Origin of the sequence: Paramagnetospirillum marisnigri (genome assembly GCF_001650715.1) — a bacterium.
Classification (GTDB): Bacteria; Pseudomonadota; Alphaproteobacteria; order Rhodospirillales; family Magnetospirillaceae; genus Phaeospirillum; species Phaeospirillum marisnigri.
Map to the genome: position 1 here is coordinate 130,525 of NZ_LWQT01000098.1, position 26,922 is coordinate 157,446.

The 26,922-nt window shown below is 65.0% G+C and carries 24 protein-coding genes; 17 read left to right on the forward strand and 7 right to left on the reverse strand.

What is annotated here, in order from left to right; genetic code table 11:
- Positions 1–438: 438 nt before the first annotated feature.
- Positions 439–1,731, forward strand: coding sequence for an urea ABC transporter substrate-binding protein (gene urtA, locus A6A04_RS17950; protein ID WP_082915037.1), 1,293 nt, complete (start codon positions 439–441; stop codon positions 1,729–1,731).
- A complete protein-coding gene (locus A6A04_RS17955; protein ID WP_156612680.1) occupies positions 1,728–4,460 on the forward strand; it encodes a hybrid sensor histidine kinase/response regulator in 2,733 nt (910 codons plus the stop codon). The genes urtA (A6A04_RS17950) and A6A04_RS17955 overlap by 4 nt, the downstream gene beginning before the upstream one ends.
- Here the strand turns inward: A6A04_RS17955 and A6A04_RS17960 are convergent.
- Positions 4,444–5,142, reverse strand: a complete 699-nt coding sequence (locus A6A04_RS17960; protein ID WP_068495382.1) for a response regulator transcription factor — start codon at positions 5,140–5,142, stop codon at positions 4,444–4,446. The genes A6A04_RS17955 and A6A04_RS17960 overlap by 17 nt on opposite strands.
- Before the next feature lie 462 nt (positions 5,143–5,604).
- On the opposite strand from A6A04_RS17960, the gene urtA (A6A04_RS17965) reads away from it, so the two are divergent.
- The 14 genes from urtA (A6A04_RS17965) to A6A04_RS18030 all read left to right on the forward strand — a co-directional run bounded on the left by urtA (A6A04_RS17965) (position 5,605) and on the right by A6A04_RS18030 (position 19,186).
- Positions 5,605–6,885, forward strand: coding sequence for an urea ABC transporter substrate-binding protein (gene urtA / locus A6A04_RS17965; RefSeq protein WP_068495384.1), 1,281 nt, complete (start codon positions 5,605–5,607; stop codon positions 6,883–6,885).
- Positions 6,886–7,072: 187 nt separating this feature from the next.
- Complete coding sequence (gene urtB / locus A6A04_RS17970; protein ID WP_068495386.1) at positions 7,073–8,650, forward strand: urea ABC transporter permease subunit UrtB; 1,578 nt, start codon at positions 7,073–7,075, stop codon at positions 8,648–8,650.
- Complete coding sequence (gene urtC, locus A6A04_RS17975) at positions 8,647–9,768, forward strand: urea ABC transporter permease subunit UrtC (RefSeq protein WP_082915038.1); 1,122 nt, start codon at positions 8,647–8,649, stop codon at positions 9,766–9,768. The genes urtB and urtC overlap by 4 nt, the downstream gene beginning before the upstream one ends.
- A complete protein-coding gene (urtD, locus tag A6A04_RS17980; RefSeq protein ID WP_068495388.1) occupies positions 9,761–10,564 on the forward strand; it encodes an urea ABC transporter ATP-binding protein UrtD in 804 nt (267 codons plus the stop codon). The genes urtC and urtD overlap by 8 nt, the downstream gene beginning before the upstream one ends.
- Positions 10,565–10,568: 4 nt before the next feature.
- Positions 10,569–11,279, forward strand: a complete 711-nt coding sequence (urtE, locus tag A6A04_RS17985) for an urea ABC transporter ATP-binding subunit UrtE (RefSeq protein WP_068495390.1) — start codon at positions 10,569–10,571, stop codon at positions 11,277–11,279.
- A 16-nt stretch (positions 11,280–11,295) separates the two neighbouring features.
- Entirely contained in the window at positions 11,296–12,093 is a 798-nt protein-coding gene (locus A6A04_RS17990; protein WP_082915039.1) for an urease accessory protein UreD, read from the forward strand.
- Positions 12,094–12,096: 3 nt separating this feature from the next.
- Complete coding sequence (locus A6A04_RS17995; protein WP_068495394.1) at positions 12,097–12,399, forward strand: urease subunit gamma; 303 nt, start codon at positions 12,097–12,099, stop codon at positions 12,397–12,399.
- 13 nt (positions 12,400–12,412) lie between these two features.
- The gene (locus A6A04_RS18000; protein WP_068495396.1) at positions 12,413–12,727 is read left to right on the forward strand and encodes an urease subunit beta; all 315 of its coding nucleotides are present in this window, start codon (positions 12,413–12,415) and stop codon (positions 12,725–12,727) included.
- Positions 12,728–12,741: 14 nt separating this feature from the next.
- Positions 12,742–13,146 carry a GxxExxY protein gene (locus A6A04_RS18005; RefSeq protein WP_068495398.1) on the forward strand — a complete coding sequence of 135 codons (405 nt, stop codon included), beginning with the start codon at positions 12,742–12,744 and terminating at the stop codon, positions 13,144–13,146.
- Between the two features lie 53 nt (positions 13,147–13,199).
- Positions 13,200–14,906 carry an urease subunit alpha gene (gene ureC, locus A6A04_RS18010; protein WP_068495400.1) on the forward strand — a complete coding sequence of 569 codons (1,707 nt, stop codon included), beginning with the start codon at positions 13,200–13,202 and terminating at the stop codon, positions 14,904–14,906.
- 140 nt (positions 14,907–15,046) lie between these two features.
- Complete coding sequence (locus A6A04_RS18015) at positions 15,047–15,520, forward strand: urease accessory protein UreE (protein ID WP_068495402.1); 474 nt, start codon at positions 15,047–15,049, stop codon at positions 15,518–15,520.
- Positions 15,517–16,191, forward strand: coding sequence for an urease accessory protein UreF (locus A6A04_RS18020; RefSeq protein ID WP_068495403.1), 675 nt, complete (start codon positions 15,517–15,519; stop codon positions 16,189–16,191). The genes A6A04_RS18015 and A6A04_RS18020 overlap by 4 nt, the downstream gene beginning before the upstream one ends.
- Positions 16,188–16,796 carry an urease accessory protein UreG gene (ureG, locus tag A6A04_RS18025; protein WP_068495405.1) on the forward strand — a complete coding sequence of 203 codons (609 nt, stop codon included), beginning with the start codon at positions 16,188–16,190 and terminating at the stop codon, positions 16,794–16,796. Before A6A04_RS18020 ends, ureG begins: the two co-directional genes overlap by 4 nt.
- 131 nt (positions 16,797–16,927) lie before the next feature.
- Positions 16,928–19,186, forward strand: coding sequence for a sensor histidine kinase (locus A6A04_RS18030; protein ID WP_082915040.1), 2,259 nt, complete (start codon positions 16,928–16,930; stop codon positions 19,184–19,186).
- Here the strand turns inward: A6A04_RS18030 and A6A04_RS18035 are convergent.
- The 3 genes from A6A04_RS18035 to modA all read right to left on the reverse strand — a co-directional run bounded on the left by A6A04_RS18035 (position 19,169) and on the right by modA (position 21,111).
- The gene (locus A6A04_RS18035; protein ID WP_172822813.1) at positions 19,169–19,657 is read right to left on the reverse strand and encodes a GNAT family N-acetyltransferase; all 489 of its coding nucleotides are present in this window, start codon (positions 19,655–19,657) and stop codon (positions 19,169–19,171) included. The two genes, A6A04_RS18030 and A6A04_RS18035, sit on opposite strands and share 18 nt — an antisense overlap.
- A complete protein-coding gene (locus tag A6A04_RS18040) occupies positions 19,654–20,235 on the reverse strand; it encodes a nitrogen fixation protein NifQ (protein ID WP_068495411.1) in 582 nt (193 codons plus the stop codon). Before A6A04_RS18040 ends, A6A04_RS18035 begins: the two co-directional genes overlap by 4 nt.
- A gap of 108 nt (positions 20,236–20,343) precedes the next feature.
- On the reverse strand, positions 20,344–21,111 hold the full coding sequence (gene modA / locus A6A04_RS18045; protein ID WP_068495413.1) for a molybdate ABC transporter substrate-binding protein: 768 nt from the start codon (positions 21,109–21,111) through the stop codon (positions 20,344–20,346).
- 358 nt (positions 21,112–21,469) lie between these two features.
- Between modA and A6A04_RS18050 the strand changes: the two genes are divergently transcribed.
- Entirely contained in the window at positions 21,470–21,673 is a 204-nt protein-coding gene (locus A6A04_RS18050; protein ID WP_068495415.1) for a TOBE domain-containing protein, read from the forward strand.
- A gap of 86 nt (positions 21,674–21,759) precedes the next feature.
- Here A6A04_RS18050 and A6A04_RS18055 read toward each other — a convergent pair whose 3' ends face one another.
- From A6A04_RS18055 to A6A04_RS18065, 3 genes are all read right to left on the reverse strand, one after another.
- Positions 21,760–23,292, reverse strand: coding sequence for a SpoVR family protein (locus tag A6A04_RS18055; RefSeq protein WP_068495416.1), 1,533 nt, complete (start codon positions 23,290–23,292; stop codon positions 21,760–21,762).
- The gene (locus A6A04_RS18060) at positions 23,289–24,605 is read right to left on the reverse strand and encodes a YeaH/YhbH family protein (RefSeq protein ID WP_068495418.1); all 1,317 of its coding nucleotides are present in this window, start codon (positions 24,603–24,605) and stop codon (positions 23,289–23,291) included. Before A6A04_RS18060 ends, A6A04_RS18055 begins: the two co-directional genes overlap by 4 nt.
- Positions 24,606–24,771: 166 nt before the next feature.
- Positions 24,772–26,718 (reverse strand): PrkA family serine protein kinase, encoded by a 1,947-nt coding sequence (locus A6A04_RS18065; RefSeq protein WP_068495421.1) that lies wholly within the window; start codon positions 26,716–26,718, stop codon positions 24,772–24,774.
- Between the last annotated feature and the right edge of the window lie 204 nt (positions 26,719–26,922).

The following is a 26,922-nucleotide window of genomic DNA, read 5'->3' on the forward strand; positions in this document are numbered from 1 at the left end:
AGCCAGGGCAGCAGTTGCGGCCACCCCTATCCATCGTGTGAATCTTTTCATTTGTCACTCCTCGTTTGGAGAACGGAGTCAGAGAAATCAGACTCGCCCGTGGCCCCGCCATGCGCGGCTGCACGATACGAGCTTCGAAATGTCAAAGTGCCGTTATTGATCTATTGTTAATTCCCACAGCACAGCCGAAAGGCATGCGCTTCCCTCTAGGCAGCCATAGAACTGCGGCAGGAAGAGTAGTTCAAAATCTCCTCCGCAACCAGAGGGGAAGTTGACGACCATGACTCTGTGCCCATGAACATGAACATTATCCCAACTTATGGACGGATAGGCAAAATCCGACGCCCCAAAGTTGCGGCGCCGCCGCAATGTAAAATCACGGGAAATCGCCAAAAAACGCTACCATAGTGCCCCCAGCGAGGTCCCGGAGCCCCATTCGTGACGGATACAGGCAAGCGCAAGCGCAATTTCGTGGCCGCCGTGCTGCTGGCCCTGATCAGTTGGGCGGCCATCTACGCCGCCATTACCGCCTGGCCCAGCCAGGCCAAGAACCGCCCGATCAAGGTCGGCGTGCTGCACTCTCTGTCCGGCACCATGGCGGTGTCGGAACGTACCGTCGCCGACGCCACCCTGTTCGCCATCGAGGAATTGAATCGCCGGGGCGGTGTGCTGGGGCGCAAGGTCGAACCGGTGGTGGTGGACGGCAAATCCGACTGGGCGGTCTTCGCCGCCGCCGCCGACCGCCTGATCGCCACTGACAAGGTCTCGGCGGTGTTCGGCTGCTGGACCTCGGCCTGCCGCAAGACGGTCAAGCCGGTGTTCGAGCGCCGCGACGCCGTGCTGTTCTATCCGGTGCAGTACGAGGGGCTGGAGCAGTCGCCCAACATCGTCTATACCGGCGCCGCCCCCAACCAGCAGATCATCCCCGCCATCAAATGGAGCCTGGACCATCTCGGTCGCAAGCTGTTCCTGGTGGGGTCCGACTATGTCTTCCCCCGCACCGCCAACAAGATCATCGCCGCCCAGGCCGCCGCCTTGCAGGGCCTGGTGGTGGGCGAGTCTTACGCGCCCCTGGGCGACCAGGACTTCGCCGCCATCGTCGCCGAGATCAAGCGCGCCCGCCCCGACGTGATCTTCAACACCATCAACGGCGATTCCAATCTGGGCTTCTTCAAGGCGCTGCGGGCGGCGGGGATCACCCCCGACCGCATCCCGGTCATGAGCTTTTCCATCGCCGAGGCCGAGGTAAAGGCCATGGGACCAGCCATGCTGGCGGGCGACTATGCCGCCCGCAACTACTTCCAAAGCGTCGATACCGAGGAGAACGCCGCCTTCGTCTCCGGCTTCAAGGCGCGCTACGGCACCGGCTATGTCACCACCGCCCCCATGGAGGCGGCCTATTTCGGTGTCATGCTGTGGGCCAAGGCGGTGGAAGAGGCGGGATCGCCTGATTTCCGCGACTATCGCGCCGCCATCCGGGGCCAGAGCATGGCGGCGCCAGGCGGCACCGTCACCATCGACCCGGTCAGCCAGCATACCTGGAAGACCGTGCGTATCGGGCGCATCCAGGCCGACGGCAATTTCGAGATCTTATGGGATTCCCAGCGCCCGGTGCGCCCCGTTCCCTATCCCTCGTTCCTGCCGCGCAGCGACTGGGTGCGCTTCCTCGACCAGCTTTACGGCGGCTGGGACGGTAATTGGGCGGCCCCCGCCCGCCGGAGCCCGTCATGAGCCGCCGCCGCTTCTCGCGCATCAGCCTGGCGGTCGAGATCGGCGCGGGCTATCTGCTGTTGGGGGTGCTGCCGCTGCTGATGGTGGTCTGGGCCTATTTCAGCGTGTCCGAGGGCACGCTGGAGGAAGAAATCCGCCACAACGTCGCCTCGCTGGCCGACCAGAAGGCAGCGCGCATCGAGGCCCTGGCCCAGGAACGCCTGCGTGAGATTTCCCTGCTGGCCTATGTCCCCACCGTGGTCGAGGCCATGACCGCCCTGTCGCCGCCCATGGCCCGGGCCGGGGCCCAGGACCGTTTCCGCCCGCTGCTGACCCGCTTCGCCGACACCTATGGCGCCCGCAACCTGCTGCTGGTCACCGCCGATGGCGATGTGGCCTTCGCCTCCACCCCCGGCCCGGCCAGCGGCTCGAACCTGCTGGCTGGACCGCTGAAAGGCTCGCTACTGGCCTCGGTGTTCGACCGCGCCCGCACCTTGCTGGAAAGCGAGATTTCCGATTTCGCCCCCTCGGCCCCCTATGGCGACCCCGCCGCCTTCGTCGCCGCCCCCATCCTGGACCGGGGCAGCTTGGTGGGGGTGGCGGTGATGGAAATCGACCCCGCCCCCATCACCGATATCCTGGGCGATTACGCCGGGCTGGGCCGTACCGGCGAGACCCTGGCGGCCGGGCGGCTGGCCTCGGGCCGCATGGCGCTGTACGGCCCGGTCCGTCACCCCCATGCCTTGGCCGATGACCGCCAGCTGGGCGCCGCCGATCCCCTGGGCGCCCTGTTTGAACGGGTGTTGCGCGGCGAGCGCGGCGTCGGCTTCGTCCAGGACTATCGCGGCGAGCGGGTGCTGGCCGCTTGGCGCTACCTGCCCTCGTTCCGCTGGGCGGTGGTGGTCAAGATGGACGTGTCGGAAACCCTGGCCAGCGTCACCCGCCTCCGGGTCACCGGGTTGTGGATCGCCGGCATCGTCGCCGTCTGCGGACTGGTGATGGCCACCTTCATGGCCCGCGCCATCACCGGGCCGCTGCACGAGTTGGGACTGGCGACACGACTGCTGTCACGGGGCGAGTTCGACGAGCCGGTGATGGTGGAGGGCAGCCAGGAAATCGCCGAACTGGCCCATGCCTTCAACGACATGGCGCTGGAGTTGCACGCCTATCACCGGGGCCTGGAGCGCAAGGTGGCGGAACGCACCCAGGAACTGCGCGAGGCCAAGGACCACGCCGAGGCCGCCACAAGGGCCAAGACCGAGTTCCTGGCCATGATGAGCCACGAGCTGCGCACCCCCATGAACGGCATCATCGGCATGGCGGAACTGTTGAAGGACCGGGTCGCCGCCGACCCCCAGGCGGCCCAGTGGCTGGGCACCATCCGCCAGTCGGGCGAGACCCTGACCGTGTTGCTGTCCGACATCCTGGACATGAGCCGGGTGGACGCGGGCGAGGTGGCCTTCGACCAGCGCCCCTTCCGCCCCGCCGAACTGGTGGACAGCCTGGTCTCGCTGATGCGGGTGTCGGCCCAGGGCAAGGGGCTCCATATTTCCGCCCGGGTGGCCGAGGACATCCCCGGCGAAGTGCTGGGCGATCCCGCCCGCCTGCGCCAGATTTTGCTGAACCTGCTGGGCAACGCCATCAAGTTCACCGACACCGGCGCGGTGGCCATCGCCGTCGATCTGGTGGCTCGCGAGCCCCAGCGGGTGCGGCTGCGCTTCCAGGTCAGCGACAGCGGCATCGGCATCGCCCCCGAAGCCGCAGAAAGTCTGTTCGAGCCCTTCACCCAGGTGGACGCCACCATCTCGCGCCGCTATGGCGGGGCGGGCCTCGGCCTGTCCATCAGCAAGCGGCTGGTGGATGGCATGGGCGGCAGCCTGTCGCTGGACAGCCAGGTGGGCGTGGGCAGCACTTTCACCGTGCTGCTGGATTTCCTGCCCTCGGACGGCGCCGCCAGCGTCGGCGCCCACGGCGAGGACGACACGCCTATCCCGCCCATGACGGTGCTGATGGTGGAGGACGAGGAGGTCAACCGGCAGGTGCTGTCCGGCCTGCTGGCCCGCGCCGGACACCGGGTCCATGCCGCCCGCAACGGCGTCGAGGCCCTGGCGGCGGTAGCGGAACACGATTTCGATCTGGCGCTGGTGGATATCCGCCTGCCCGGCATGGACGGATTCGAAGCGGCGCGGCGCATGCGCGACGTGGTAGCCAGCCGGGGAAGGACCCTGCCCATGGTGGCGGTCACCGCCAATCTGATGAGCGAGGACCTGGAGGCCTGCGCCGAGGCGGGCATGCGCGACGTGGTGGCCAAGCCCATCGACCCCCGCCGCCTGACCCAGGTGCTGGCGGCGGTGTGCTCGGGGCGCTGGCCCGACTCGCTGCGCGCCGCCGAACCCGAGCCCGAGGGGCCGCTGAACGCCCGCCTGCTCGACGAAATCGCCGACGCCCTGGGCCTGGAGGAGCTGGAGCGTCTCAGCCTGGTGGCGGAAGCGGCGGTGGAGGCCAGCCTGCAGCGGCTTCGCCGTGCCGCCGAGGCGAGCGACCTCGCCGAACTGGCCGATGCCGCCCATCGCCTGGCGGGCAGCGCCGGGTCCAACGGCATGGCGCGGCTGCGCGCCCTGGCGAAATCCCTGGAGGCCGAGGCCCGCGCCGGGCAGATCGGCCGGGCACGCGACCTGGAAGCCGGGCTGGAGGATGCCGCCCGCGCTGGTCTCGATGCGTTGAAGAGCTGGATCAGGCGCCGCGCGTGACCTTGGCGGTGAAGCGGTAGCCGTGGCCGCGACAGGTCTCGATCATGTCGGGATCGTCGAGCTTCTTGCGCAATCGGCTGATCAGGATGTCGACGCTGCGCGGCCCGGCCTCGGTCTCGGCCGAGCCCAGGGCGTCCATCAACTGGTCGCGGCTCTGGATGCGTCCGGCCCGGTTCACCAGCACCGCCAGCAGGTCGAATTCCGCCGGGGTCAGGTCGAGGCCTCGCCCCAGCCGGTCCGAGACCGTGCGCTCGGCCCGGTCCAACAGCCAGGGACCGAAGGCGAGCTTGCCCCCTGATCCCGGCGACGGCCCGGCGCGGCGCTCCAGCACGTTCTTGATGCGGGCCAGCAATTCCCGGGGATAGACCGGCTTGGGCAGATAGTCGTCGGCGCCGATCTCGATCCCCAGGGCGCGGTCGTCGGGCGCTCCCTTCTCGGTGACCATGATGATGCCGATATCGCCCCTGGCCCGAACCTCGCGCGCCAGGGCGAAGCCGTTGCCATCGGGCAGAGTCACGTCCAGCAGGATCAGATCGATGCCGCCATGGCTCAGCCAGGCCCGCAGACCCGCCGCGTCCTCGGCCTGATCGACGCGATAGCCCGCCTTGGCGGCGCAGGCGGCGATGATGCCCCTGACCGCCTCGTCATCGTCGACCACCAGGATATGCGCGACGTCCGACATGGGTCCCCCTTCCCCGGAAAAACACCAGAAACAATGGCCACGTATAGTCCAGCTGTCACGACAGAGCTTTTCCGCAGCCCGACCGCCCAACCAGCGACGTCGGATATAGTTATTTTATAGTATTCAGAAATATTTTAGAAATATAGTTTATGCGGTGCAGCACATTTTTTGAACACATACACAGCTATACCGCAGGCTCCAGAAATACCATGAAATTTGGCTCGACCGCTGTACCTTACGGTTAATTCGCTCATTTCCGATATGGCGCAATTTTTTGCCACAATCGCCGTATGAATATTTTTTAGGCATCTGAAATCGGCGCTTGCTTATTTCATGGTCGACAACAGCAACAAGATCACGGTCGGACCAGCCAAATTCCAGCAAATTCAACGCCATGGCCAAGCTGGCCCGCTTCTTGCCCTTTCTCCCGGCATCGTCAACGTCTCGCACGGGAGACATCACATGAAATTCGTTCGGGCTTTCGGCGCCGGTCTGCTGGCCGCCGCTTCGCTGCTGCCCTTCTCGTCCGCCCAGGCCGCGGAAGACACCATCAAGGTCGGCGTGCTGCATTCGCTGTCGGGCACCATGGCCATCTCCGAGACCACCTTGAAGGACACCGTCCTGATGATGGTCGACGACATCAACAAGAAGGGCGGCCTGCTGGGCAAGAAAGTGGAGGCCGTGGTGGTCGACCCCGCGTCCAACTGGCCGCTATTCGCCGAGAAGGCGCGCGAGCTGCTGGAAAAGGAAAAGGTCGCCGCCGTGTTCGGCTGCTGGACCTCGGTGTCGCGCAAGTCGGTGCTGCCGGTGTTCGAGCAGCTGAACGGCATGCTGTTCTACCCGGTCCAGTACGAGGGCGAGGAAAGCTCGCGCAACGTGTTCTATACCGGCGCCGCCCCCAACCAGCAGGCCATCCCGGCGGTGGACTACCTGATGAGCAAGGATGGCGGCGAGGTGAAACGCTGGGTGCTGGCGGGCACCGACTACGTCTATCCCCGCACCACCAACAAGATCCTGGAAGCCTATCTGAAGTCCAAGGGCGTCAAGGCCGAGGACATCATGATCAACTACACCCCGTTCGGTCATAACGACTGGCAGACCATCGTCGCCGACATCAAGAAGTTCGGCGCCGCTGGCAAGAAGACCGCCGTGGTCTCCACCATCAACGGCGACGCCAATGTGCCGTTCTACAAGGAACTGGCCAATCAGGGCATCAAGGCTGATCAGATCCCGGTGGTCGCCTTCTCGGTGGGCGAGGAGGAACTGGCCGGTATCGACACCAAGAACCTGGTGGGCCATCTGGCCGCCTGGAACTACTTCATGTCGGTCAAGGCGCCCGAGAATGACGCCTTCATCGCCCAGTGGAAGGGCTTCATCAAGAATCCGAAGCGGGTGACCAACGACCCCATGGAAGCCACCTATATCGGCTTCAAGATGTGGACCCAGGCGGTCCAGCAGGCGGGCACCACCAATGTGGACGCGGTGCGCCAGGCCATGTACGGCCAGAAGGTCAAGAACCTGACCGGCGGCACCGCCGTGATGAACACCAACCATCACCTGTCCAAGCCGGTGCTGATCGGCGAGATCCAGGCCAATGGCCAGTTGCAGACCGTCTGGAAGACCAAGGACGTGATCAAGGCCGACGCCTGGAGCCCCTATATCCCGGAAAGCGCCAAGCTGAAGGCCGATTGGACCTTCCCCTGGGTCTGCGGCAACTGTGCCGAGCCCAAGTTCAAGATGTAGGACAGGTGCCCCCACCCCGACCCTCCCCCGCTATCACGGGGGAGGGAGAAGGAAGGGAAAATGCCCTCCCCCGCGACAGCGGATCAGGGAGGGAAGCAAAAGCCCCCTCCCCCGTGATAGCGGGGGAGGGTCGGGGTGGGGGCGGTTCCGCCGGAACCACTTTCGGACTGCAAAGGGAGTTCACCCCTTGAAGATTTTGATCCTTGCCTTGCTGGCGTTCCTGGCCTGCGCCCCCGCCCGCGCCGACGAGTTCTCGGATGCGGTTCGCGCGCTGAACGCCGACAATTTCGCCGACAAGATCGCGGCGGTGGAAACCCTGGCCGGATTGGGCGACGGCCGCGCCGCCACCATCCTGGAAGCCATGTCCGACGGCAATCTGCTGGCCACCAAGGACGGCGCCATCCTGATCCAGCGCGCTAGCGGCTTCACCGATGCCCTGACCCAGGCCCCCGCCTCGGGCGAGGGCGCCGAGCCCATCACCGTCAACAACCGCCTGCGCGGCGCCTTGCGCGGCGCGGTGGGCCGCCTCGGCCTGTTCAGCCCCGATGCAGAGCTGCGCAAGCGCGCCGCCGAGTCGGTGCTGACCTCGCCCACCCCGGAATCGGCGGGCATGATGCGCCGCGCCCTGGCCAACGAGACCGTGCCCGAGGTCAGAACCCTGCTGGCCCTGGCGCTAGCCAATCTGGACCTGGCCGACGAGGACCCGGCCCGGCGCCGGGCCGCCGTGGCCGCGCTGAGGGACTCCTCTGATCCCTTGTCGCGCGGCCGCCTACAAGCCATGCTGGAAAACGAGACCGACTCCGAGGTCAGGGCCGCCGCCGAGAAGGCGGTGTCCGAGATCAATTTCCGCCTGTCGCTGGTCTCCATCGGCGCCAATATCTTCCAGGGCCTCAGCTTGGGCAGCGTAATGCTGCTGGCCGCCATCGGCCTTGCCGTCACCTTCGGCGTCATGGGGGTCATCAACATGGCCCATGGCGAGATGATCATGCTGGGCGCCTATACCGCCTTCGTGGTCCAGGAGCTGTTCCGCGCCTTCCTGCCCCCCGGCCTGATCGGCTGGTACCTGCCGGTGGCGGTGCCGGTCGCCTTCGTGGTCACCTTCCTGGTGGGGGTGGCGCTGGAACGCAGCGTCATCCGCTTCCTCTACGGCCGCCCGCTGGAGACCATGCTGGCCACCTGGGGCATCTCCCTGATGCTGCAGCAACTGGTGCGGTCCATCTTCGGCGCCTCCAACCGCGAGGTGGCCAATCCCGATTGGATGACCGGCGGCGTCGACCTGATCGGCGGTTTCACCCTGACCTATAACCGCGTCGTGATCATCATCTTCTGCATGGCGGTGCTGGGCGCCCTGGCAGCCCTGCTACGCTGGTCCAGTTTCGGCCTGCACATGCGCGCCGTGACCCAGAACCGCCCCATGGCCTCAGCCATGGGCATCCCCACTGGACGCATCGACGCCGCCACCTTCGGCCTGGGCTCCGGCATCGCCGGAATGGCGGGAGTGGCGCTGTCGCAGATCGGCAATGTCAGCCCCAATCTGGGCCAGGGCTATATCGTCGATTCCTTCATGGTGGTGGTGTTCGGCGGCGTGGGGTCCCTGTGGGGCACCCTGGTGGGAGCCCTGTCGCTGGGCCTGGTCAACAAGATCCTGGAACCCTATGCCGGAGCCATGCTGGGCAAGATCCTGGTCCTGGTGGTCATCATCCTGTTCATCCAGAAACGCCCAAGGGGCCTGTTCGCCCTCAAGGGCCGGTCGGTGGAATCATGACCCTGCATCCCTCGCTCTCCGCCCGCCTGTTCGCCACCGACGACCGCCGCCTGTGGTGGGGATTGGGCGCCGCCGCCCTGGTGCTGCTGGTGGTGATCCCGGCATTGAACCTGTTGCCCACCCCCGGCTCGGCCCTGCATGTGCCCAATTACGTGGTGACCTTGCTGGGCAAATATCTGTGCTACGCCACCCTGGCCCTGGCCATGGATCTGGTCTGGGGCTATTGCGGCGTGCTGTCGCTGGGCCATGGCGCCTTCTTCGCGCTCGGCGGCTATGCCATGGGCATGTTCATGATGCGCTCCATCGGCGCGCGCGGCGTCTATGGCAATGCCGAGCTGCCCGACTTCATGGTGTTCCTGAACTGGAAAGAACTGCCGTGGTACTGGATGGGCTTCGACCAGTTCTGGTTCGCCGCCCTGATGGCACTGCTGGTGCCCGGCGCCCTGGCCTTCGTGTTCGGCTGGCTGGCCTTCCGCTCGCGCATCACCGGGGTCTATCTCTCAATCATCACCCAGGCCATGACCTATGCCCTGATGCTGGCCTTCTTCAGGAACGAGATGGGCTTCGGCGGCAATAACGGCCTGACCGACTTCAAGGACATCCTGGGCTTCCCCCTGGCCCAACCCTCCACCAAGCTGGCGCTTTACCTGTTGTCGGCGCTGGTACTGGGCTTGGCCTTCCTGCTGGTGCGCTTCGTGATCACCTCCAAGCTGGGCCGCATCATGATGGCGGTGAGGGATGCCGAAAGCCGGGTGCGCTTCCTGGGCTATTCCCCCACCCATGTGAAGCTGTTCGCCTTCACCTTGTCGGCCATGCTGGCCGGGCTGGCGGGGGCGCTATATGTGCCGCAGGTGGGCATCATCAATCCCTCCGAGTTCTCGCCCGCCAATTCCATCGAGATCGCCATCTGGGTGGCGGTGGGCGGCCGGGGAACCCTGGTGGGCGCGGTGCTGGGCGCCTTTGCCGTCAACGGCGCCAAGACCTGGCTGACCGGGGCGGCGCCGGAACTGTGGCTGTTCCTGCTGGGCGCCCTGTTCATCGCCGTCACCCTGGGCCTGCCCAAGGGACTGTTGGGGCTGTGGGGCCAAATCCGCCGCAAGGAGGTGCGCGATGCTTGACGACAGCTTCGAGGTCCAGGTGGACGAGCCCGCCGGTCCCGGGGTTCCGGCGGCAGGCTCCATCCTCTATCTGGACGGCGTCTCGGTCAGCTTCGACGGCTTCAAGGCGCTCAACTCGCTGTCGCTGATCCTGGCGCCCGGCGAGTTGCGCACCATCGTCGGCCCCAATGGCGCGGGCAAGACCACCATGATGGACGTGATCACCGGCAAGACCCGCCCCGACGAGGGCGACGTGCTGTTCGACCAGAAGATCGACCTGACCCAGTTGGACGAATCCGAGATCGCCAATCTGGGCATCGGCCGCAAGTTCCAGAAGCCGACGGTGTTCGAGCATCTGTCGGTGTTCGAGAATCTGGAACTGGCGCTGAAGGCCGACCGGGGCACCTTCGCCACCTTGATGTTCCTGCTGAAATCCGAACACCGCGACCGCATCGACGCCACCTTGGCCCGCATCGGCCTGGCCGACAAGGCGGTCCAGCGGGCCGGATCGCTGTCCCACGGCCAGAAGCAGTGGCTGGAGATCGGCATGCTGCTGATGCAGGACCAGCGCCTGCTGCTGCTGGACGAGCCGGTGGCGGGCATGACCGATTCCGAGACCGAGGCCACCGCCCAGTTGATGCTGGACCTGGCCAAGGACGGCACCCGGTCCCTGGTGGTGGTGGAGCACGACATGGAATTCGTGCGCGCGCTGGGGGCCAAGGTCACGGTGCTGCACGAGGGCTCGGTGCTGGCCGAAGGCAGCCTGGAGACCATCCAGGCCGATGCCAAGGTCGTCGAAGTCTATCTGGGGCGCTGAAGACATGCTCAAGGTCGAGAACATCAACCTCTATTACGGCGCCAGCCATGCGTTGCGCGGCGTCTCGCTCTCCGCCGCACCCGGCCGCGTCACCTGCGTGCTGGGCCGCAACGGCGTCGGCAAGACCAGCCTGATGCGCGCCATCATGGGGCTGCAGCCGGTCAGGGAGGGCGCCATCACCTGGGAAGGGCAGAACATCACCGCCATGAGTGCCCATCAGCGGGCGCGGGCCGGGATCGGCTTCGTGCCCCAGGGCCGCGAAATCTTCGCCCGCCTGACGGTCCGTGAGAACCTGGAAACCGGCTTCGCCCCCCTGCCCCGGGCCTGGCGCAGCCTCCCCGACGAGATTTTCGAGCTGTTCCCGGTGCTGAAAACCATGCTGGGCCGTCGCGGCGGCGACCTGTCGGGCGGGCAACAGCAACAGCTGGCCATCGCCCGCGCCCTGGTGACCCGGCCGCGCCTGCTGATCCTGGACGAGCCCACCGAGGGCATCCAGCCCTCCATCATCAAGGATATCGGCCGGGTGATCCGCCTGCTGGCCGACGCCAAGCTCACGGAATGGGGCGACATGGCGGTGCTGCTGGTGGAGCAATATTTTGACTTCGCCAAGGAACTGGCCGACGATTTCGCCGTCATGGACCGCGGCGAAGTGGTCCTGTCCGGTCAAGCCGCCAGCATGGTCGAGGATGATGTTAGACGCTACCTCACCGTCTGAACCCAGCCTTGCCCGCATGCGGGGAAAAGCCGAGATCACCTTCGGCCGCGACCGGCTGGCCCATCTGTTCCAGCAGGCGCCGCTGCGCGCGCTGTTCCCCACCCCGCCCGATGGCGAGCCGCCCCAGGCCGCCCTGGTCACCACCTCGGGCGGGTTGGCGGGCGGCGACCGCCTCGACCTGAGCGTGACGGTGGACGATGGCGGCGCCGGGCTGGTGGTGGCCTCGGCCGCCGAGAAGATCTACCGCTCCACCGGCCCCGATACCGAGGTGGAGATCGCCCTGGCCGCCGGATCGGGGTCGTGGCTGGAATTCCTGCCCCAGGAGACCATCGCCTTCGACGGCTCGCGGCTGCGGCGGACCACCCGCCTCGACCTTGCCGCCGATGCCCGCGCCCTGGCGGGCGAAATGCTGGTGTTCGGCCGCACCGCCCGGGGCGAGCGCCTGAGCCACGGCCTGCTGCGCGATGCCTGGGACGTCCGGCGCGACGGCCGCCTGATCTGGGCCGACGCCCTGCACCTGGATGGCGACATCGCCGCCAAGCTGGATGCCCCAGCCGGGTTCGACGGCGCCAATGCCTGCGCCACCCTGGTGTTGGCCGCGCCCGCGCCCGAGCGGCTGCGCGACCTGATCCGCGACGGCCTCGCCGACTATGACGGCCGGGCGGGCGCCACCGTGGTGGCCGGTCTGGTGATCGCCCGCTGGCTCGACAGGGACGCCGCCCGCCTGCGCAAGAGCTTCGGAGCCGCCTGGGCGATGCTGCGCCATGAGGCGGCGGGACTGCCGAGAAGACTGCCGCGACTTTGGGAGATATAGCTCATGAATCTCAGCCCTCGGGAAAAGGACAAGCTGCTGGTGGCCATGGCCGCCATGGTGGCGCGCCGCAGGCTGGAGCGCGGCGTCAAGCTGAACTACCCCGAGGCGGTGGCGTTGATCACCGATGTCGTGGTGGAAGGCGCGCGCGACGGCCGCTCGGTCGCCCAGTTGATGAGCGAGGGCGCCCATGTCCTGCGCCGTGAACAGGTCATGGAGGGCATCGCCGAGATGATCCACGACATCCAGGTGGAAGCCACCTTTCCCGACGGCACCAAGCTGGTGACCGTCCACAACCCGATCCGCTGAAGGAGCCCAGGCCATGATTCCAGGCGAGATCATCACCGCGCCGGGCGAGATCGTGCTGAACGAGGGCCGCCCCACCGTGAGCTTGAGCGTCGCCAATACCGGCGACCGGCCCATCCAGGTGGGCAGCCACTACCATTTCTTCGAGACCAACGCGGCCTTGTCCTTCGACCGCGACAAGGCCCGGGGCCATCGCCTGGACATCCCGGCGGGCACGGCGGTGCGCTTCGAGCCCGGCCAGACCCGCGAGGTCACCCTGGTGGCCTATGCCGGGTCCGGCGAGGTCTGGGGCTTCAACGGCCGGGTCAACGGCAAGCTGGTCGAGGAATAGGATTGGCGACACGAATGAACACGAATGAACACGGATATGGCATCCCGCCGCTTCCTCCCGCCATCGAGGATGCGACCAGCCGGATTATCGGCGCGGCCATTGAAGTGTCAAACGTGTTGGGATCAGGCTTTCTTGAAGCCGTTTACCGCAGAGCCTTGCTGAAGGAACTTCATCTCAGGGGCTTGAAGGCCGAAGAGGAGGTTCGCTTCGTCATACACTACAAGGGCGACGAGATCGGAACCTATGTGGCGGATTTGGTCGTCGAGGACACGGTGATCGTAGAGTTGAAAGCCATCGAGTCCTTGGATCGCAGCCATACCGGACAAGTTCTCAACTACTTGCGGGCAAGCGGCCTCCTAGTGGGGATGTTGTTCAATTTTGGAAAGCCGAAATTGGAAATGAAGCGGGTGCGCCGATGACGTCCATTCGTGTTTATTCGTGTTCATTCGTGTCTCATAAAGGAAGCTGAGCCATGGCATTTCGCATCGACCGCAAAGCCTATGCCGCCATGTTCGGCCCCACCACCGGCGACAAACTCCGGCTGGGCGACACCAATCTGGTCATCGAGGTGGAGAAGGACTTCACCACCTATGGCGAGGAGGTCAAGTTCGGCGGCGGCAAGGTCATCCGCGACGGCCAGGGCCAGTCGCAGCGCTCCCGCGCCCAAGGGGCGGTGGACACGGTGATCACCAATGCGGTGATCCTGGACCATTGGGGGGTGGTCAAGGCCGATATCGGGCTGAAGGACGGGCGCATCAGCGCCATCGGCAAGGCCGGTAATCCCGACATCCAGTCAGGCATCGACATCGTCATCGGCCCCGGTACCGAGGTCATCGCGGGCGAGGGCCGCATCGTCACCGCGGGCGGCATCGACTCCCACATCCATTTCATCTGCCCGCAACAGGCCGAGGATGCGCTGTCTTCCGGCGTCACCACCTTGCTGGGCGGCGGTACCGGCCCGGCCGAGGGCACCAACGCCACCACCTGCACCCCGGGGCCGTGGCATCTGGGCCGCATGCTGCAGGCCGCCGAGGGCATCCCGGTCAATCTCGGCTTCTTCGGCAAGGGCAACGCGGCCCGGCCCGAGGCGCTGGAGGAGATGATCCGGGGCGGCGCCTGCGGCCTGAAGCTGCACGAGGATTGGGGCACCACCCCCGCCGCCATCGATACTTGCCTGAGCGTGGCCGAGCGCTTCGACGTCCAGGTGGCCATCCATACCGACACCTTGAACGAATCCGGCTTCGTCGAGAACACCATCGCCGCCTTCAAGCATCGCACCATCCACGCCTTCCACACCGAGGGCGCGGGCGGCGGCCATGCCCCCGACATCATCAAGCTGTGCGGCATCGCCCATGTGCTGCCGTCATCGACCAATCCCACCATGCCGTTCACGGTGAACACCGCCGACGAGCATCTGGACATGCTGATGGTCTGCCATCACCTGGACAGCCGCATTCCCGAGGACGTGGCCTTCGCCGAAAGCCGTATCCGGCGCGAAACCATCGCGGCCGAGGACGTGCTGCACGATCTCGGCGCCATGAGCATGATGAGTTCGGATTCCCAGGCCATGGGCCGCATCGGCGAGGTCATCACCCGGACCTGGCAAACCGCCCACAAGATGAAGGCGCAGCGCGGCGCCCTGCCCGGCGAGGGGGCCAACGACAATCTTCGCGCCAAGCGCTATATCGCCAAATACACCATCAACCCCGCCATTACCCATGGCATCTCGGCCCATGTGGGCTCGGTGGAGGTGGGCAAGCTGGCCGATCTGGTGATCTGGAAACCCGCCTTCTTCGGGGTCAAGCCCGACCTGGTGCTGAAATGCGGCAGTATCGCTTGCGCCTTGATGGGCGATCCCAATGCGTCCATCCCGACGCCGCAGCCGGTGCATTACCGTCCCATGTTCGGCGCCTTCGGCCGGGCCTTGCAGGCAAGCTCCGTCACCTTCGTCTCCCAGGCGGGGCTGGAGGCCGATCTGGGCCGCAGGCTGGGCCTGTCGCGGCAATTGCTGGCGGTCACCGGCACCCGGGGACTGACCAAGGCTTCCATGGTCCATAACGGTGCCTGCCCGGAGATCGAGGTGGATGCCGAAACCTACGAGGTCCGCGCCGACGGCCAGTTGCTCACCTCGGACCCGGCGGCGGAACTGCCGCTGGCCCAGCGATACTTTCTGTTCTAGGAGGGGTGAATGCAAGGAAGGCCCCCTCCCTCCCGCTGCGCGGGTCCCTCCCTCCCCCGGCAAAGCCGGGAGAGGGCATGCGACGTGTCTTCCTCCCTCCCCCGCCTTGGGTGGGGGAGGGTTAGGGTGGGGGCATAGCCATGCGCCGCGCCACCCAGGTCCTGCCCGCCGGAGGCTTCGCCGATACCCTCGCCACGGTGACGCTCACCGCCCATGACCGCCACCGGCGGCGCATCCGCATGACCGACGACCGGGGCGGCGAATTCCTGCTAGACCTCGTCAGCGCCGTGCATCTGAAGGACGGCGACGGCCTGGCGCTGGAGGGCGGCGGCGTCATCTTGGTGGTGGCGGCTTTCGAGGGCGTCGCCGACATCCATGCCGCCACCCCGGAACTGGCGGCGCGCATCGCCTGGCATGTGGGCAATCGCCATGTGCCGGTGCAGATCCTGCCGGGCGGCGGCTTGCGGGTGGAAGCCGATCCGGTGCTGCTGGCCATGGTCGAGGGGCTGGGCGCCGAGGTCAGGCGCCTGCGCGCCCCCTTCCAGCCCGAACCCGGCGCCTATGATCCCCATGGACTGCTGGCGGCGCCCGAACCGACATTGAGGTGGGGATGAAATCCCTGCTGCGCCTGATGGCTTGGCTGTCGCCCTCCTTCCCGGTGGGCTCCTTCGCCTATTCCCATGGCTTGGAATACGCGGTGGAGGCCGGGCTGATCCGCGACCTGCCCCAGGCGCTGGACTGGGTCTCGACCGTGCTGCGCGACGGCGGCGCCCGGCTGGATGCCGACCTGTTCCTGGCTGCTTACGATGCGCAGTCCGACCAGGAGTTGGACGCCGTGGTCGATCTGGCCGATGCCTGGCGCGGAACCAGTGAACTGGCCCAGGAATCCGCCGCCCAGGGTGCGGCCTTCCTGCTGGCGGTCGCTGCGGCCTGGCCCGATCCCTGGCTGGAGCTGTGGAAGGCCCGGCTGAAGACCACCGACCGCCGTCCGGCTTACTGCGTGGCGGTGGCGGTGGCGGCGAAGCGGGCCGGAATCGCGGCCGAGGACGCGCTGGCCGCCTTCCTGCACGCCAGTTGCGCCAATCTGGTCTCGGCCCTGGTGCGGCTGGTGCCGTTGGGCCAGACCGACGGCCAGCGCGCCATGGCCGCCATGGAACCCCTGGTGGAACAGGCGGTGGCCGCCGCCCTCGCCCGCCCGCCCGCCGATCGCGGCGCCTGCGTGCCGGTGCTCGACTGGTGCTCCATGTCCCACGAAACCCAATATACGAGGCTGTTCCGATCATGACCGCGTTTCGAGTTGGCATTGGCGGGCCGGTGGGCTCGGGCAAGACGGCGCTGATGGATGCCCTGTGCAAGCGCCTGCGCGATCATTACGACATCGCCGCTATAACCAACGACATCTACACCCGCGAGGATGCCGAATTCCTGACCCGCTCCGGGGCGCTTGCGCCCGAGCGCATCATGGGAGTGGAAACCGGCGGCTGCCCCCATACCGCCATCCGCGAGGACGCCTCGGCCAATCTGGCGGCGGTGGACGAGATGCTGGCCCGCTTCCCCAGCCTTGAGATCATCCTGGTGGAATCCGGCGGCGACAACCTGTCGGCCACCTTCAGCCCCGAACTGGTGGACATCACCGTCTATGTCATCGACGTGGCGGCGGGCGAGAAGATCCCCAGGAAGGGCGGCCCCGGCATCACCCGCTCCGACCTGCTGGTCATCAACAAGATCGATCTGGCACCGCTGGTGGGCGCCAGCCTGGAGGTCATGGAACGGGATGCCGCCCGCATGCGGGGGATGCGGCCGTTCCTGTTCTCTAACCTCAAGACCGGCAAGGGGCTGGATGAGATCACCGCCTTCATCCTGTCCACGGGGGGATTGTCCCGCCGCTGAGCCGCTGACGAAAATCTCCGCTTTACCCTGTCACGACATTGTCAAATAATGTGGACACTTTCTAATCTCTGACGAGATGCTGCTTCTTTGGGCCAGAGCGCGCCCCCAACCCGTCACCCTGGGACGAGACCATGAGAGCGATTCGCTTCTGGGCGACATCGATCGTTGCGGCCCTGTTGCTGGTTGTCATGGGGATGCTGTCCTCTGATTTCGTCGAGACCTGGCGAAATTATCAGGCAGCTCGCCAGGTCCTGGCAGCCAACAGCGCCATCGACAGCCTGCTGCAAGCGGCACAGAATTTCGCCTTCGAGCGGGGGCGAACCAATGTGGTGCTCAATGGCCCCGGCCCCATCAGCGATGACAACCGCGCCTTCCTGACCGAAAGGCGAAAGGCGGCCGATGACGCGCTGTCCGAGGGAATACGCCATTTTGACATGTCCCCCAATCCCGAACTGGAGCGGATTCGCGTGGACTACGCGGCGGTCACGGCCTTGCGGATCGAGGCGGACCAGGCTTTCGCGCTTCCCCGTGGCCAGCGACCAACCGACTTGCCGGATCGCTGGGTCAGGGCGCAGACCACTCTGCTGGATTCCATCACCGACCTCATTGCCAACGAAACACTGAAGGTCGACCGCTTCACCGCCGTGTTTCGCCTTTTCACCCGGATCAAGCTGCAGGCCTTCAATGTCCGGGATGCCTTCGGGCTGGAATCGTCGCGCTATGCCACCAGTTTGAGCGGCAAGCCACTGGATTCCCAAGCCCTGTCCTCGGCCATGTTGCTGCGGGGGCGGGGCGAGACCTCGTGGCGGGAGTTGCAACGGGAAGTCAGCCGGGCCGACAGCCCCAATCTGACAGAGGCGCTGGACACCGTTCGACACGAATTCTTCGTCCGGTTCCGACCGCTGGAGGATCAGGTGATCCAGGCCAGCCTGACCGGCCAGCCCCAACCCTGGAGCGTCGCCGAATTCACCAAGGCCTCGGTCCCCGCCCTGGATTCCATCGCCGCATTCCTGAAGGTGGCCACCAAGGAAACCGCCGCCTTCGGCATCGCCAATGCCAGCCGTGCCCGCGAACGGCTGCTGGTTCAGGCGGCGGTCGCCATCGGCGTGACCTTGCTGTCCGTGGCCACGCTATACGTGATCCTTGGCCGCCTGCTGCGGCCGCTGCAGCGCATCCAGTCCAGCCTGGCCGCCCTGGCCGATGGCAACACCACCATTCCGGTTCCCACCGCCCCACCACGGGATGAGATCGGCGCCATGTGGGCCGCCGTGGAGTCTTTCCGTCGCAGTCTGCTGGAACGCAAGCGGGCCGAGGCCCTGTTGCGCGACAGCGAAGCCCAGTTGCGCGCCGTGGTCAGCAACGAGCCCGAATGCATCAAACTGGTGGATGGCGATGGGGCGCTGATCCAGATGAACCCCGCGGGCTTGCAAATGGTGGAGGCGGTGTCACAAGAGCAACTGGTCGGCCGCCACATTATCGAAGTGGTCGCGCCAGAGTATCGGCAGGCCTTCAGCGAGATGCACCAGGCCGTCATGGCGGGTGAAACCAGGGAACTTCAATTCGAGGTCATCGGCTTGCGCGGCACCCGCTGCTGGCTGGAAACCCATGCCGTCCCCATGGATTTTGACGGACGCCGGGTGCATCTGGCGGTGACCCGCGATATCTCGAGCCGCAAGGCCCTGGAACTCGACCTGAAGCGATCCAATGCCGAGCTTGAACGCTTCGCCTATGTGGCGTCCCACGATCTGCGCCAGCCCCTGCGCATGGTCAGTTCCTACCTGACCCTGCTGGAGCGCCATCTGGCAGGGCGGCTGAACGAAGACGAGCAGGCCTTCATCGACTTTGCCGTCAATGGCGCCAAGCGCATGGACCGGATGATCATCGACCTGCTGGATTATTCGCGTATCGGCCGCGACACGGTCGAGATGACGGCGGTGGCCTTGGATGAGGTTGTCGGACACGCCATCGCCAATCTGCAGGGCGCCATCGACGATAGCGCCGCCATGATCGAGATCCCCACCAACCTGCCCACGGTCATGGGCAGCGACACCGAGCTGGAACGTCTGTTCCGCAACCTGATCGGTAACGCGCTGAAATTCCAGGCCGAGGGGCGGTCGCCCCATATCCGCATCCAATGCCGCGAGGCGGAGGCCGACTGGGAAATCTCGGTATCCGACAACGGCATCGGCATCGCCCCCGAGGATCACCAGCGTCTGTTCCAGATCTTCCAGCGTCTGGTCAGTCAGGACCAGTATCCCGGCAGCGGCATCGGCCTCGCCTCGTGCCGCAAGATCATCGAGCATCACCACGGCCGGATCTGGGTGGAGTCCCTGCCCGATGAAGGGACGACCTTCCGCTTCACCCTGCCCAAGTCATCGGTTGTCGGCTAAGGCCGTCAGCCCCTCGGCATCCAGGCGATAAGGCAGCCAGTCCGCCAGCGACGCGAATCCCACCGAGGAATAGAACCGCCGCGCCGACTCGTTCCAGGCCAGGACGTTGACGTCCAGCCGCGCGCACCCCTCGGCCAGGGCCAGCCGCGCCGCTTCGGCCAGCAGGCGTCGGGCCAGTCCCTGGCCGCGCGCCGCCTCCATCACGAACAGGTCGTGCACGGTCATGGCAGGAGCCCCGGCCCAGCTGGAATAGGTATCCAGCAATGTGACGATGCCGCAGGCCGCGCCGTCGGCCTCGGCCAGCAGCACCCGAAAGCGGCGATGGGGTCCAAAAGCGTCGCGCCGCACCGCCGCTTCGGACAGGGTCACGGCGGTGGGGGCACGCTCGAAGGCCGCCAGGCGGGTGATCAGGCCGACGATGACGGCGGCATCATCGGGAATCGCCGGTCGGATCACGGCGGGCGGCGTCACTCCTCCGCCCCGAAGCAATGGCTGACATCGGGGCAGACGTCGCAGACCGGCGACTTGCAGACATAGACCCCCTCGGCCTGGCACATCTCGCGGTAAAAGAATTTCTTCCACCGCATGCCCTGGGTGTTGCGGGCCGCCACCGTGGGAAAATGGCGGTGGAGCATGTCCGAAAGCTCCTTGCGGCTCCGCAGCCCCAGGCTGATCCACAGATGCTCGGGCCGCAGGGAGCGTCGGGCGACGATTCGGGCCAGCCAGTCCTCGATCTCGGCGCCATTGGCGCGTCCGTCCAGCAGCAATTGCCGATAATCCGGTTCCTCGATGGCGTCCTCGCCACAGGACGCCTCGGGGTCCAGCAACTCGCCGGGAGCATAGGCGCCGGAAAAGGCATGGTCGAGAATGCGCTGGAGCATGGGACCGGGCAGCCCCACCGCCTCGGCCAGCGGATGCCCGGCTTCCGCAACGGCAAGGGCGATCACCGAGGCCAGGACATGGCGGTCGGGCTCGTCCATGGCGCCATCGCCCGCCATCAGGCGGTCATAGACCATTCGGTCCAAGGGAGGAGCAAGTGCCGGACTCATGAACTGGCATCATCCTCGGCCAGGGGGAAAGCTGGTATAGACATAAGCGTCCGCGCCGCCATCGCCAAGCACCTGCTTTCGCCCCCTCCCCCCTCTCCCGCAACGGGGTCAGTTGATCTTGAAGCCATAGCGGACGAAGACGGCCTTGGATTCGGGACTGCGGATATGGTCCAGCAGCGCCTTGGCCGCCGGGGTTTCCTTGCCCTTGATCAGGGCGAAGGGATAGACGATGGGTTCGTGCATGCTTTCGGGAAAGACGCCGATCACCTTGACCTTCTTGGACACGGCGGCATCGGTGGCATAGACCACGCCCAGCGGCGCCTCGCCACGCTCGACGAAGGCCAGGGCGGCCCGCACCGAATCGGCGCCCGCCACCTTGGCGGACACCGCCTGCCACTGCCCGGCCTTCTCCATGGCCTGCTTGAAGTAGAGCCCCACCGGAACGGAATCCGGATTGCCGGTGGCGATGCGCCCCGGCCCCGCCAGGGTGGCGATATCGGTCTTGGGGGTCAGTTCCTGCCTGTCCAGCTTGGAATCCAGCGGCGCGATCAGCACCAGGGTATTTCCCAGCAGGTTGAAGCGGGTATCGGGATTGATCAGCTTCTTCTCGGCCAGATAATCCATCCATTTCAGGTCGGCGGAAGCGAAGACCTGGCCCGGCCCCCCTTGTTCCACCTGCTTGGCCAGGGCCGACGAGGCGGCATAGGACGGCACCATCTTGTTGCCTGTCCGGGCGGTGTAAGCCTCGCCGATCTCGTTCAGCGCATTGGTCAATGAGGCGGCGGCGAACACCACCACGGTTTCGGCCCGAGCCTCGGCGGCCAACAAGGTCAGCACGAGGCCGACAACAAACCCACGGACACGCACTGAAAACATCGGGATCCTCCTGCCACTCACCTGATATGTAGTTAGTGTATATAACGCAACGGGGCAGAAGGCAACCTCATCCCGGCCGGGATCGTGCGGATCACGACTCCACGGGAACCGCAGACATTCCGCCTACCCAAACAAGACAAGAAGGATATGACGATAAAAATACATGGTTCAAAAGCAGGGATATAACCGCAGAAGACATAACGATAAAATCAATGAAGGCGTATTGGTCGACAATATAACGACAAAATGCACATCACATATCCGCATCATGCATATCGATTACATTTGACCACAAGTCCATTGCAAAGATAATCAACATCTCTGGCGGACTTCCCGCCTGGCTTCATTGGAGACTTCCATGAAACTTAGTGCCCGCAATGCCCTGAAGGGCAAGGTCGTCGACATTTCCAAGGGCCAAGTGATGGCCAAGGTCAAGATGGATGTGGGCGGCCAGTTCATCACATCGCTGGTCTCGGTCGAGGCGATCGAGGATCTGGACCTGAAGATTGGCGACTCCGTGTCCGCCATCATCAAGTCTTCCGAAGTGATCATCGGCAAATAGGCCGTCAGCGCCCTGGCCTCGATCCTCGATATAGAGCGGCGAGCCCCCTATGAAGCCACCGACCTGCAAGCCTGAAAAACAGCTCATCACAACGCGGTGATGGGCGCCACGTCGTCATAGGTCTTGAGAACCCGGTCGGTGGCGGGGTCGATTTCCAGCAGCCGCACCTCGTAGCCCCACAGATTGGCGATGTGGCGCAGCACACGGACCGCCTCGACCTCGTTCAGCAGCATGCCGCTTTCCACCAGATGGTGGACGATCAGGCGACGGTCGCCCGCCAGGTCCACATCGACGATCTGGATGTCGGGCTCCAGATGGGCCACGTCATAGCTGCGCGCCAGGGCCTTCCTGACCTCGCGATAGCCACGCTCGTTGTGGATGGCGGTCACCGCCATATCGGGCGCCTCGGCCTCGTCGTGGATCTTGAACAGCTTCATCTTGCGGATCAGGGCGGGCGACAGGTATTGCAGGATGAAGCTTTCGTCGCGGTAGTCGGCCCAGGCTTGGCGGAGCGTGCCATAGGGGTCGTTGTTGCCCGCGAAATGGGGGAACCACTCCCGATCCTCGTCGGTGGGACTTTCGCACATGCGGCGGATGTCGCTCATCATGTTGAAGCCCAGCGCATAGGGATTGAGCCCGGAATAGCGGCGGTCATCGAAATCGGGCTGGAACACCACCGATGAATGGGAATGCAGGATTTCCAGCATGGCGCCGTCGGTCAGCAGCCCCATCTCGTGCAGGCGGGTCAAGATGGTGTAGTGAACGAAGGTGGCGCAGCCCTCGTTCATCATCTTGGTCTGCTTCTGGGGATAGAAGTACTGGGCGATCTTGCGCACGATGCGGATCAGCTCGCGCTGCCACGGCGCCAGCTTTGGGGCCATTTTCTCCAGGAAATACAGGATATTCTCTTCCGGCAGGCCCAACTGGCGCTTGCGGTCGGCCAGTTCCTTCGAGCCCTGCTGGGTCGAGGCGGGCTTGGGTACCGTCCGCCACAGGTCGTTGAACATCTTTTCCTGATAGGCATAGCGCTCGGCGGCGCGTTTTTCCTCCTCGCGCAGGTCGGGAGTCCGCTTCCTGGGATATTTGTGGACGCCGTGGCTCATCAGGGCATGGGCGGCGTCCAGAACCTTTTCCACCGCCTGATGGCCGTAGCGCTCCTCGCAATGGGCGACATAGCCCTTGGCGAATTCCATGTAGTCCAGGATGCCCTTGGCGTCGGTCCACTGCTTGAACAGCCCGTTGTTCTTGAAGAAGTGGTTGTGGCCGAAGGCGGCGTGGGCGATCACCAGCGTCTGCATGGCCATGGAGTTCTCCTCCATGATGTAGCTGATGCAGGGGCTGGAATTGATGACGATCTCGTAGGCGAGGCCCCGCATGCCCTTGCGGTACAGGGTCTCGTCGCGGGCGAAATGCTTGCCGAACGACCAATGCTTGTACATCAGCGGCATGCCGATGGAGGAATAGGCGTCCAGCATCTGCTCCGCCGTGATCACCTCGATCTGGTTGGGATAGGTCACCAGCCCCAGCTCGGCCTTGGCGATCTGCTCGACGGCGTCATAGACCCGCTGGATCTTCTCGAAGTCCCAATCGGCGCCGGTGAACAGGGGAGTCTCGGTCATGGCGCCTCTCCCCCCGCTTCCCAGGCGGCGTTGTCTTTACGCTCCTTCGAGAACAGGTCCCTGAAAACCGGGAAGATCTGGCTGCGCACCCGAACCCGGCGCATGGCGAAATTGCCGCCCGCCCGGGCGAATTCCTTATAGGTGCGCCACAGGTCGGAATCGCGGCCCAGCCAGTCCTTGTACTCGGCCCCCACCTCCACATAGGCGAAATACTGGCACAGCGGCAGGATACTGGTTTCCAGCAGCGAGGCGGTCTTGGCGTTGTCGGCCGAGGTATTGTCGCCGTCCGAGGCCTGGGCGCAATAAATGTTCCAGTCGGCGGGGGGATAGCGTTCGTCGATCACCTTCCTCATCTCCACCAGGGCGGTGGAGACCACCGTGCCGCCGCTTTCGGTGGAATAGAAGAAGGTCTCCTCGTCCACCTCCTCGGCCTCGTGGGTATGGCGGATGAACACCACGTCCACATGGCGGTAGCGCCGAGACAGGAACAGATAGAGCAGCATGAAGAAGCGCTTGGACAGGTCCTTCATATGCTCGGTCATGGAGCCCGACACGTCCATCAGGCAGAACATCACCGCCTGGGTCACCGGCTTGGGCACGTGCTCGAAACGGGAATAGCGCACGTCCAGCGGGTCGATATAGGGCACCCGCCTGATCTTCGAGGCGAGATGGTCGAACTCCACCCGCAGCAGCGACAGCCGTTCCGGGTCCTCGCCGGTTTCCTCCAGCCGCTTGATCTCGGCCTCCAGCGCGGCCAGTTCCTCGGGCTTGGGCCGCTTCAGGGCGATGCGCCGCGATAGCGAGTTGCGCATGGTGCGCACGATGTTGAGATTGGCGGGCGAGCCGGTGACCGAATACCCCGCCCGCATGGGGGTGGTGGATTCGGTCTGCTTCATCTTCTTCTTGACCAGATCGGGCAGTTCCAGGTCGTCGAGGAAGATGTCCAGGAACTCATCCCGCGACAGCACGAAGGCGAAATCGTCCTGGCCCTCGCCGTCGGGGCTGCCTTCCGAGCCACCGCCCTCGCCGCCGTCCTCGTCCGGCTTCTTGATGCGGTCGCCCACAACGAAGTCCTTGTTGCCGGGCACCACATAGTCGCGGATACCGCCCTTGGCGGCGCGGTGGAAGCTGGGCTCGCGCAGCCCATCCATGGGAATGGAAATCTTCTCGCCGTTGGCGATGTCCTGGATGGAGCGGGACCCCGAGGCGTCGCGCACCGCCTTGACAATCTGGGCGCGGGCGCGGCGCAGGAACCTCTGCCGGTTGGCGAGGCTTTTTCCCTTGGGATTGAGGCGTCTGTCGATGACGTTCATGGCTGTTATAGTCCCTCAATCGCCGGGCGGGGCCTCCGGCCCCTTGGCTCCCGCGCCACAAGGCGCGCCGGGCCTTGCCCGCAACTCCTCACTTCGTTCGCCGGCCTCCCGCTCCTCCCTCCCCCCTCGTGGGGGAGGGCCGGGGTGGGGGGGCCACATCAATGCATCACCCCGCCTGCTTGACCCGCATATACCATTCCACCAGTCGGCGGACCTGGCGTTCGGTGTAGCCGCGGCTCATCATGCGCTCGACGAATTCCGAGTGCTTCTTCTCCGAGTCGGAATCCTTCTTCGAGCCGAAGCTGATGACGGGCAGCAATTCCTCCACCTGGCTGAACATGCGGCGCTCGATCACTTCCCTGATCTTCTCGTAGGAGGTCCAGGACGGTGACTTGCCGCCTTGCGCCGCGCGAGACCGCAGGGCGAACTTGACCACCTCGTTGCGGAAGTCCTTGGGATTGGCGATGCCGGCCGGCTTTTCGATCTTCGACAGTTCCTGGTTCAGCAGGTCGCGGTCCAGCATCTGGCCGGTATCGGGGTCCTTGAAGTCCTGGTCCTCGATCCAGGCGTCGGCATAGTCCACATAGCGGTCGAACAGGTTCTGGCCGTAGTCGTGATAGCTTTCCAGATAGGCCTTCTGGATCTCGTTGCCGATGAATTCGGCATAACGGGGCGCCAGCTCGCCCTTGATGAACTCCATGTATTTCTTCTCGGTGTCCTCGGGGAACTGCTCGCGCCGGATGGCCTGTTCCAGCACATACATCAGGTGGACCGGATCGGCCGAGACCTCGAACGTGTCGTAGTTGTAGGTCGACGACAGCACCTTGAAGGCGAAGCGGGTGGAAATGCCGTCCATGCCCTCGTCGACGCCCGCCGCGTCCTTGTATTCCTGCATGGGCTTGGCCTTGGGGTCGGTCTCCTTGACGTTCTCGCCGTCATAGACCCGCATCTTGGAATAGAGGTTGGAGTTCTCGTGCTCGCGCAGGCGCGACAGCACGGCGAAGCGCGACAGCATTTCCAGGGTGCCCGGGGCGCAGGGCGCGCTCTCCAGTTCCGAGGTGTCGATCAGCTTGTCATAGATCTTCTGTTCCTCGGCGACCCGCAGGCAATAGGGCACCTTGATGACGCAGATGCGGTCGATGAAGGCCTCGTTGTTGCGGTTGTTCTTGAAGGTCTGCCATTCCGCCTCGTTGGAATGGGCCAGCACGGTCCCCAGGAAGGGCATGGCGCCGATATTTTCCGAGCCGATATAGTTGCTTTCCTGGGTGGCGGTCAGCAGCGGATGCAGCATCTTGATGGGGGCCTTGAACATCTCGACGAATTCCAGCAGGCCCTGGGTGCAGCGGTTCAACCCGCCCGAATAGGAATAGGCGTCGGGATCGTTCTGGCTGAACATTTCCAGCTTGCGGATGTCGACCTTGCCCACCAGGGTCGAGATGTCCTGGTTGTTCTCGTCGCCGGGTTCGGCCTTGGATACCGCGATCTGCTTCAGGCGCGACGGGAACAGCTTCACCACCTTGAACTTGGCGATGTCGCCGCCGAACTCCTCCAGGCGCTTGACCGCCCAGGGGCTCATCAGGCCGGGGATGCGGCGCCTGGGAATGCCGTACTTGTCTTCCAGCATCGGCCCCATGGTCTCGGCGTCGAACAGGCCCAGCGGGCTTTCGAACAGCGGGCTGATTTCCTTTCCCGCCTTCAGCACATAGATGGGATGGACCTCCATCAGCGCCTTCAGCTTCTCGGCCAGCGACGACTTGCCGCCGCCCACCGGCCCCAGCAGGTAGAGGATCTGCTTGCGTTCCTCCAACCCCTGCGCCGCGTGGCGGAAATAGCCGACGATGCGCTCGATGGTCTCCTCCATGCCGTAGAAGTCGGAAAAGGCGGGATAGACCTTGATGGTGCGGTTCATGAACACCCGGGACAGCCTTGCGTCCTTGGCGGTGTCGATGATCTCGGGCTCGCCGATGGCGGCAATCATGCGCTCGGCCGCCGAGGCGTACATCATGGGATCAATGCGGCAGCCTTCCAGATAGTCCAGCAGGGAAAGATCGACTTCCTTGCGGGTTTCGTAGGCTCGCGAGTATCGGGTGAAGATATCTTCGGTGGCAGCCATATCATCACTCCATGCAGAGATGCGATCCAAGGGCGGCGGATCGCGCCCTATTGCTTATGTTTGGATTGGGACGGCCAAAGTCACGGGGGGGCCGCGAAGATTTCCGCAGGCGAGCCATGCGCGGCCCGCAAGGGACAGCCAAGGGGCCAGACGAACCGCCCGAGACGGCGATGGAAGAAGCGAAAGACCACATTGTGTCGTCCC